We start from the raw sequence: 8420 nt of genomic DNA, 5'->3' as shown, positions 1-8420 counted from the left end.
CGGGATGTAGCCGGCCGCCTCGGCCGTCGCCCAGTCTATAGTGTCTATCTCCGTTTCAGGAATGGCGAAAACCAAAATGGGGGCGCTTGGGTTGGCCACGTGGATTTCCCGAATCGCGTAATCTCTGTTTGGAAACGACGCGTCAAGGAGAACTGTCGCCCCCGCCTTATCGCGAAGGGCCGACAGCGCCTGCCCAACATTTTCGCACGAGCCCACGACCGAAAGCCCGGGGTGACCCTCAAGCACCGCCGCGATGGCTTCGCGGAGTAGTCGCACCTGGGAAGTAACCAGGAGGGGCGTCTTAGCCACCTCCGCGCCTAAGCCTCTTGTTGCAGGTAAAAAGTCTTCAACTATCTGAGTCATGACTAAGCCCCTCACCCGCGACAATAGCACTTGGAGGTTCCGGCCGAAAGAGGGCCACTTGAACCCCGCAATTCCATCCAAAACATAAAGCGAAATTATTTCGACCTTGGCTCACCTCGTCCTGGCCTGATTTTTGCCCGGTTCTCTCTTTGCTCCGAGTGGTACGGTCGGAAAAGTTCACACCGTACATTATGGCCATGGCTATGTCAATATTCTTTTGGCGCATCAAAAGATGTTAACATATGACCACGACGTGACCGCCCTGTCCTTTAGCTCAGGGCCATTGTGCCGACACCATCAGTCTGACGCGGCTTTTCGCACAGCCTGAGGCGGGACCAGCCGAGGGGAGGTCGTAGAACACCAACCGTGGGTTGTATCGATCGGTGACTGTGCCAGCAGGTTGGAGGCAATGGGCTTAATCGTGTAAGTCATCGGCGCTAGCTCCAAGGTTAGTGTTGGTAAATAGTCAGGTTTCATAGAAAAGGCTCGGAATCGCTGCAACCCAGCTGACTCGACTGGCCGCTTCGAACTCGAAGACCGTCCAATTCGCGGTTAGGAGGTTTCGCTACGAATCTGGTGAGTGTTTATGATGCTGCTGACACCGCGACGCAGGGATAAGCTAAATGACCGTGTAAAACGGCTGATAACGCGTTTGTGCGTTGGCATCGCTCGGGGCTAACTCTTGCTTCGGGTCCACTCCTGGCCTTCAATCAAAGTCCCAGTTGGTGGCAAGTGTTACGCTCGAACCCCTAGCCTTTGTCCGGTTGCCGTGGCTCGATCGCATCTCTCAAGATAGGCGGCGATCGGCCCAGTCACTTCCATGCCGCGCAGTTCTTCCGGCGAAGCAAGCCGCGCGCCAATGATCTCGCGGTTATCAAGCTGCAGCTGGGGCAGACGCTCCAGCCGTAGTTCAAAGAAGTGCACCCGGTATCTCCATCCGTCCCAGATCCCTGTGGCTTCACCGGCGGGCAGCAGCCGCGGTGCAACAAGACCGATCTCTTCGGCCAACTCACGTCGCGCAGCTGCGTCGGGCGTCTCACCGCGCTTGACACCGCCGCCCGGGAAATTCCACTCGGCCTGATATGAGGAACGCAAGAGCAGAATAGCCTGACCGACATAGACTGCAACCAGCGCGCCTTCAGCCCGCGAGCCCCGCAGCCGCCACCAGAAGCGCGCGAGCGGGAAACTAAGACGAAACACCAACCGCCAAGCGGCGTCGAGAGGCCGAGGGCCTGACATGTAGTTCCTTTACTAACTTCGGTGGGGACGCGGCCAGACCGCCGCCTTCGCCCGAAGGGGCCCAGCGCCAACACTCAAACAATCACTTGAGTTATGACTCAGCTGTCGTGTCGCTCCAGGTTACAACGGATCGGTTGCGGAGTCTAACCCGCTTGGGACCCATTTTGCGCTCCCGCCGCGGCGTCGGCTGACGCGAGTTCTCGGCTCGGCTTTGTCAGAGTGCTGAAAGCTCTTTGGGTATGGGGCCGGACCCGAGCCGCCATTTAGACCGCGACCTGCTCTACAAGGCCGAGAAGAAGCCCGCGCTCGCCGTCCAGCAGCACCGGACCGAGGCGAAGTGGACCCTCTCGCGATCCGGTTCGACCCGACGGGCGAAGATCGAGGCGGCGTTTTCCTGACCGCGCCCGAACGTCCGGGTGAAACGAGACCTGACACGCGAGCCTTCGGCGGCGCCAGCGCCACGATGGTCGTCTTTTTCAGACGGCCGCCGTTGCGGTTCACCCTTTCTTTGAACCACAACCTTTTTGCAGAACTTGACGCACTCAATCCCGCAACTCTTATGGGCGAGAGCTGGGTCCGCTGCCCGTCCCCTACTGGGCGGTTAAGCGCTCTCGGCGTTCCGGGCAACGCCGACCCCCGGGCCGTCGCGGCGGCTTGAAGGGTCGGCCAGACCGGCGCGCCGGGGATCAAGGCAGCGCGATCGGTCCGTCGCGGCTCCATTGCACGTCGTAGCCGGCGAAGTCTTCGCGGTCGGCAAGCGTCAGGCGCCGTGCGCTTCTACCGCTGACGGAGAGAATCCGCAGCTCACGGTAGGGAACGACGCCGCCGCCGACCTTAGCGTTTCCAACGCCCTCCGCGTCGGGGCCGAACCGAATCGGCCACCACGACGCCCAATAGCTATTCGGAGGCCCCAACCAGGGAACCAGGCGAAACGAGACGTCGTCTCTTTGCAGCCAGACGCGTGCGATCGTCGGACTTAGGATGTCGCTCGACCGCCAGCGCAATCGGTTCGGCGAGTCCAACTTCAAGAGGATTTGCGTGGGCGGGTTCAACCCCACGGCAAAATCCTCGGCGACCAGACGCCGCATGTTGTCGCGGATGAATTTCTCGTTGGCGGTTATTTCGACCTGGACGCGATTATGGCCGAGGGAGAACAGCGCGCCGATCGCAATCGCAAGCGCGACCGCCCCTCTCCACAAGCGTGCGCGCAACGGCGGAGCTGCGGCCCTCAGCAGAGCGGCCGCCACGGCGAGCAACAGCACTGGGATCGTCAGCTGATAGATCATCGGCCAACGCGTTCCCGGCGTCCAGGTGTCCGAACCGCTCTCCAGCGCAACCGTCGGCGCCGCAACGCACGCCACGACGACGAATACGTCCACGAGCCCTCGCCGGCCGACGCCCGGCGCCTCCGCGGTCGCGCGGCGCTCGCGCCGTTCCAGGGCGAGAAAGGCAACAGCGCCGCAAACGGCCGCGGCAACAATGAATGCGAGGCGATGGGGCGAGGTAACGACGTTTTGGTAGAACTGCGGAAGATCGCTGGTCCAGACGCCCTCTCGCAGCGACTGCAGCAGCGCCGCACCGCTGAAATGGAAGGATACGGCGGGCGCGAACGGCCCCATCGTCGTCTGCCAGAGCAGGAAAAACAATCCGAACAACACAATATAGGGAAGGGTATCGAGAACGGCGGCGCGGGCGCGCTCGAGGACGGAATGCAACGCGTCGAGACCGGGCGCGGGCGCCCGCCGAAACGCCAGGTAGCCGATGGCAAGAACGGCGCCACATTGAATCGTGTAGGTCGCGAAGGCGACGAACCACAGGACGATGGAAATGACGTAGAGCCGGTAGCTCCGCCGGCCCTCCTCGACGAAGCGCGCATAGGCGGCCACGCTGAGCAGCGAAGCCATGAGAGCTCCCTGGAAATTCCAGACGATTTGCTCGGTGTAACGATTGGCCATCCAGAACACGCTCACCATCGCAATCCCGAGCGCGAAGGCTCGCGCCCGGCGGCCCGCGACAGTCACTGTCACGCTATAGGCGGCAAGCGCCAGCAGGGCGGCAACGGCGTAGCGCAGCGCCAGCAGGCCGGCGTCAAACCCAAGGATGATTGGGCGCGCGGCGATGTACCACCAAGGAGACAATGGATTGCGGTGATCGATCGCCCAAAATAGCCGGGCGGCTTCGGCGCCGCGGCCGCGTTGCAGCATGTCGATCCAATTATTGTCTTCGCCGATGGGAAAGACGTCGAACCCGACGCCGAAGCCGAGCGCCCCGAGCGCCGCGATGGTGAGGAGGAGCGCGGCGAGAGCCGCCAGAATAAAAACGCTGTCGAGAACAACCGCCGTCCGCAGCCGGCCGAGCGTCGAAAACTTAGTGGCCGCGGGGCGAAACTGCATGCATCAGGTCCTGGGCTTGCGGGGGAAATAGGCCAAATAGCAAAATGGAACTGGCCCGGGCTGGGACAGCATCGATCCTATCCACTGGTATCACGAGTTCGACTTCGGGGACGGATTGCGCGCCGAAGTCAAGACGCCCGACGCGCATTCGCATCTTGGCCGCCATTCGGTTTGCATCGGTACGATGAACTCGGCGCGCTCTCTGCTCACGCGCCGTCCAGTCTGTTCCTGGGCTCCTAAGCGGGGGCGACTTTCGCGATCGCCATTGCAGTCCTCGTCCCCTCCCGGCCGGGCGACGAACAAACCGTGAGGTTGGACCGACAATGACGCTTCGCGAAGCGGGCCAGGCGTGAACCAATCAACGAGCGGTGCCGAAGAGATCCTGCATTGTCTCCGCCAGACGGCCGATTACCGGATCATCTTCCGAAACGTCCATGGCCGCAAGACCACGCCCGACCCTTTCGCCCAAAGCAAGCAGGGGTTTCACCTCGATGAACTGCGCGATCAGGCCCTCGACTGCCGTGGCATAGGCCTCTGCGCTGAAAGTTTTCGTTGCCCATTCCTTCGCTTTCGCGCTGGTTTCGCGACAAAGCGTCTTGCTCGACACGAGGCGCTCGAGCACCTCGGCCAGCGCCTGAACCTCGACTGATTTCGGTACCTTGAAGACGAGATCATCCGGAAGATCCGAATAGAATCCCGCATCGGCAACGATGATTGGCCGCCCGGATTTCATGCCCTCGATCGCCGAGGCGGAGGCCCCCTCGAGAATCGGCTTGCGAAGGCACGATAGTATATCCGCGCGCTCGATTTCGGCGGTGAGCGTCTCATCGTCGACTTCGCCGAGAAAGTCGACTCGCGAAAGCCCGACCTTCTCGCATAGGGCCGATAAGCGCGCCCTCTCATTTGGCGAGATCATGCCGACGAGCCGGTAACGGCATTGCTCCTTGAGCGCGGGTGATGCGGCGATGGCGGCGATGATCGCATCGCAACATTTGTTCGGATTCAGGATTCCTATTGTTGTGATGACGACCTCGTCCCCTTCACCGCGCGTCGGCGACGCGATCCGCCTTCCGTCGAAAAAAAGTGGAGCCACGGATACCGGGCCGGGGCACGATTTGGCGAGGCGATCGACGTAGAACCGAGAATGTGCGAGGGCGGCGCCGCACCGCCTTGCCAGCCATTCGATCATGGGCAGCACCTCGGCGATCTCATGTACTGCGGCCTCGCTTCGCCACGCTCGGTCTGCGACCGCGAGGGCGGACTCGCCATAGGTGAGCCGGACCTCTCGCTCGTGCACAGCTTCGCCAAGCCCATTGAGTGCGACCCATTGGTTGAAAAAATCGTACAAGTAAAAATCATGGAATATCCCAAGGCATGGCGCGGCATCGATATAAGCGAGCACTCCGGCATGTAAGAAATAGTGGTCGCCGATATTGAGGACGATGACGTCGCTCTGCGCATCGAGGTCCTGCACGGAAAGTTCGTGCCACCACGACACCGCGCATCGGGTCGGGAGGGTCGGGCCGCATTGGCTCGCGTCGCGCTCGCTTCTCACGATCGTCACCGCGTGCCCGCGTTCGCTCAGGATTTGGGTCGCCGCCGCGCTCACGCGGGCAATGGCGGAGCGGCTGCTGAAAGGGGTGACCCAGGCAATTCTCATGACTTGGCGCGCGCCGCTGCTCGCGAATTCGTGCGGCAGAAGAGGATGTTGACCGACTCGACGGCCGTCAAGTCCTGTTGACGAACGAGATCGCATTTGCCGGAGAGTTCGTCGATCGCGTAAGCCTCGAGGCCGTGCATGAGGAACGCCTCAAACCACGCATCGGGGGTGATCCTCGCTCGCCGCAGATGCGAGGGGCCGAATTCGGCGATCATCGCGAGATCCGGGTTCTCGCCCAGAATCCGCGTCATCCCAGCGAGGACATCGAGTTCGGCTCCCTCGACGTCAATCTTGACGACATCAACCCGCGTGCCCGTCGGCACGACATCGTCGAGCCGAACGACATCGACCTCGATCCGCCGCGCTGACCGTTCCGAGATCCCTGGCGCAGGTCCAAGAAGCGAACTGTGCCCGAGTATGGTCCCCACATGAAACGCACGACGCTCCGCGCGCGCCCCGCACGCCAAACGTTGCGCCTCGACACGATCGGTGAGCCCGTTGATCGCCAGCGCCCGATTCAGCAGGTCGAACGTGATCGGCGTAGGTTCGAGCGCAACTACACGACCCTGCGGCCCCACCGCGCGGGCTCCCGCAAGCGTGAGCAACCCAATATGCGCCCCGACGTCGACGAACATCATCCCCGAAACTAACAATCTGGTGAGCAACCTCCGCGTTCCGGGCTCTAGTCCTTGCGGCCCCGCATCGCAAAGCATGAGCAGCAGGGTCGTGTCGGAGCGCGGTACGAGGACGAAACCGTCGGCAGTTCGCACCGCGACCGTGGAGTTATCGACTTCGATCGGCGTGCGAACCCTGAGTGACAGCTCTTCCACTCTTGTTTCGACAGCATCAATTCTGGTAGCGAGATCGACCGTATGCCGATTCGCGTCGCTTCGGAACGCGCTGAGCATCTCGCCAAGCGACCTGAGCGTCTCAAGAGTCGACTGGGCGTGGTCGATCTTCTTTTGAATGTCGCCGACCATGAAGCCCCGAAATTGCCTCGCCGGCCGCCGGAACGGGGCAAGCAGCCAGCGCGCGGCGCGACCAATCGGAGGTTGAGTAGCGGAAAATGTCCGGGTGGTGTACTCGGCGAGCGCCGCCCGCGCCGCGTCGCGCTGGGCCTCGGCCTCGGCGAGCGGCGTGTCGCGGCGTTCTAATGTAGCCCGCCCTCGCAAGGCCGCTTGTAAGAGTCTCTCCCGAAACATCATGCGGGATTGCATAGCTTTCGCAGCGTGAAGGGGATAGAGGCGTAGCCGGGGGGATCGATGCAGGACCCCCTTTTTCCGCGCTCTTGACGCTCAGGCTGTCGATGATTGCGGCGGTCCGGCTCGCCTCGTCGGTGCTCAGGGACACACATCAGGCCGTCGACGACCTCGCGCACGTTCGCCGTCCGCTTGTTGCCGCCACGCTTGGCCGGCGGAATGAGCCGCTCCACCAGCGCCCATTCCCCGTCCATCAGGTCATTCGGGGCCCTTTCCGGCGACGTTAACCTGAAGCTTCCGCCAGTCGTGTTCGCTTTCGCCACTTCCATTTCTCATTCGGCTAAGAGCGCTGACCAATGCGGGCAATAGTGCCCCGGTGCGACGAGGGCAGCTACGCCGAGCGCTGCCCGCGCCATTTCACGCTTACGACAATCTTCCCATCGTGTCGAGCGACGCCATAGGGCCGCGGGGTCTCGCCGGTTTGCACGCAGCGCAAGAAGCGTCGCTCCGCGGTCACCAGAAAGTGCTGGTAGAGCGAATCCGCTGGAATGGTCATTTCGACCCATTTGCCTCCGCCGGTGATGATCGAGAGCCCCGCCGACCGGGCGTTGGTCACCCACATATTGTGCTGGAAGGCGGCCCCAACCTCTGGGGTCGCAACAGCGGTCCCATCGTACGCGTCCGACAGGCGCCGCCTTGTGAGCTGATGAGACTGGCGTAGGACCTATGGCTAGCACGAGGTTAGCCACATGGTCATGGATCGCGTTGAGGTGATCACTTCAGTTGAGCGTCGCCGGCGCTGGAGCGCGACGGAGAAGGCCCGGCTTGTGGCGGCGATGAACGAGCCCGGCGCCATGGTGACCGAGATAGCGCGCAGCGAGGGAGTGGACGCGAGCCTTCTGTATCGCTGGCGGCGCCAGTTTACGGCCGAGGAAGAGGCGCCGGCGTTTGTGCCGGTGAGGGTTTCTGCCGGCGTGAACGAGACGGCGCCCATGACCGCGCCGCTGGATGTGCCCCCGCCAATGTCGGCGCGGTCGTCTTCCATCACGATCGCTTTCGGCGAGCAGGTTCGCATGACGATCGAGGGCGCGCCGGACTCAGCGACTTTGGCGAAGGTGATCGGCGCGCTGACGGCGCGGGATCGGTGGCGATGATCGCGTTTCCGAGCGGGGCGCGGGTGTGGCTTGCGACGGGGCATACCGACATGCGCAAGGGGTTCGGCTCGCTGGCGGTCATGGTGCAGGAGGGGTTCAAGCGCGATCCGCATGCCGGCGATTTGTGGGTCTTCCGGGGGCGCAGGGGAGACCTGATCAAGCTGATCTGGCATGACGGCGACGGCGCGTGTTTGTTCGTGAAGCGGCTGGAGCGAGGGCGGTTTCTGTGGCCCTCTGTCGCGGACGGCGTGGTGACGATTTCGACTGCGCAACTGTCCTATCTCTTGTCGGGCATCGACTGGCGAATGCCGCAGAAAACCTGGCGTCCCACAGCGGCCGGATGACTGCGGCGGATTGACTCACGGGGTCGTTTCGCAGGCGACTTTTGCTGCTGAATCTGCTCTCTTCATCG

8 protein-coding genes and 2 pseudogenes are annotated in these 8420 nt (G+C 62.5%); 3 read left to right on the top strand and 7 right to left on the bottom strand.

Annotation, left to right across the window (positions count from 1 at the left end; all coding sequences use genetic code 11):
• Together ACLP25_RS19040 and ACLP25_RS19035 are read right to left on the bottom strand one after the other, a co-directional pair.
• Positions 1 to 363: hypothetical protein (locus ACLP25_RS19040; protein WP_442470732.1), on the bottom strand; the 363-nt coding region annotated here is incomplete at its 3' end.
• Between the two features lie 735 nt (positions 364 to 1098).
• On the bottom strand, positions 1099 to 1563 hold the full coding sequence (locus ACLP25_RS19035) for an NUDIX hydrolase (protein ID WP_442470733.1): 465 nt from the start codon (positions 1561 to 1563) through the stop codon (positions 1099 to 1101).
• Positions 1564 to 1841: 278 nt separating this feature from the next.
• Here ACLP25_RS19035 and ACLP25_RS19030 point away from each other — a divergent pair, with 278 nt between their 5' ends.
• Entirely contained in the window at positions 1842 to 2000 is a 159-nt protein-coding gene (locus ACLP25_RS19030) for a hypothetical protein (RefSeq protein ID WP_442470731.1), read from the top strand.
• A gap of 288 nt (positions 2001 to 2288) precedes the next feature.
• Here the strand turns inward: ACLP25_RS19030 and ACLP25_RS19025 are convergent, their stop codons facing one another.
• The 5 genes and pseudogenes from ACLP25_RS19025 to ACLP25_RS19005 form a co-directional block, all read right to left on the bottom strand.
• Positions 2289 to 3995, bottom strand: a complete 1707-nt coding sequence (locus tag ACLP25_RS19025) for a hypothetical protein (RefSeq protein ID WP_442470730.1) — start codon at positions 3993 to 3995, stop codon at positions 2289 to 2291.
• 358 nt (positions 3996 to 4353) lie between these two features.
• The gene (locus ACLP25_RS19020) at positions 4354 to 5604 is read right to left on the bottom strand and encodes a glycosyltransferase (protein ID WP_442470729.1); all 1251 of its coding nucleotides are present in this window, start codon (positions 5602 to 5604) and stop codon (positions 4354 to 4356) included.
• A 47-nt stretch (positions 5605 to 5651) separates the two neighbouring features.
• A complete protein-coding gene (locus tag ACLP25_RS19015) occupies positions 5652 to 6827 on the bottom strand; it encodes an FkbM family methyltransferase (RefSeq protein WP_442470728.1) in 1176 nt (391 codons plus the stop codon).
• Positions 6828 to 6901: 74 nt separating this feature from the next.
• Positions 6902 to 7183: pseudogene (locus ACLP25_RS19010) on the bottom strand (transposase); the annotation flags it as partial.
• Between the two features lie 122 nt (positions 7184 to 7305).
• Positions 7306 to 7494, bottom strand: a pseudogene (locus ACLP25_RS19005) (YqaJ viral recombinase family protein); the annotation flags it as partial.
• Between the two features lie 130 nt (positions 7495 to 7624).
• Here ACLP25_RS19005 and tnpA point away from each other — a divergent pair.
• Together tnpA and tnpB are read left to right on the top strand one after the other, a co-directional pair.
• Positions 7625 to 8008 carry an IS66-like element accessory protein TnpA gene (gene tnpA, locus ACLP25_RS19000; protein WP_442470727.1) on the top strand — a complete coding sequence of 128 codons (384 nt, stop codon included), beginning with the start codon at positions 7625 to 7627 and terminating at the stop codon, positions 8006 to 8008.
• Positions 8005 to 8352, top strand: coding sequence for an IS66 family insertion sequence element accessory protein TnpB (tnpB, locus tag ACLP25_RS18995; protein ID WP_442470726.1), 348 nt, complete (start codon positions 8005 to 8007; stop codon positions 8350 to 8352). Before tnpA ends, tnpB begins: the two co-directional genes overlap by 4 nt.
• Positions 8353 to 8420 lie beyond the last annotated feature (68 nt).

The organism is Roseiarcus sp. (genome assembly GCF_052145395.1).
In the GTDB taxonomy this organism is placed as follows: Bacteria; Pseudomonadota; Alphaproteobacteria; order Rhizobiales; family Beijerinckiaceae; genus Roseiarcus.
Note: the sequence above shows the minus strand (reverse complement) of the source record. Positions and strands in the feature narration are given on the sequence as shown.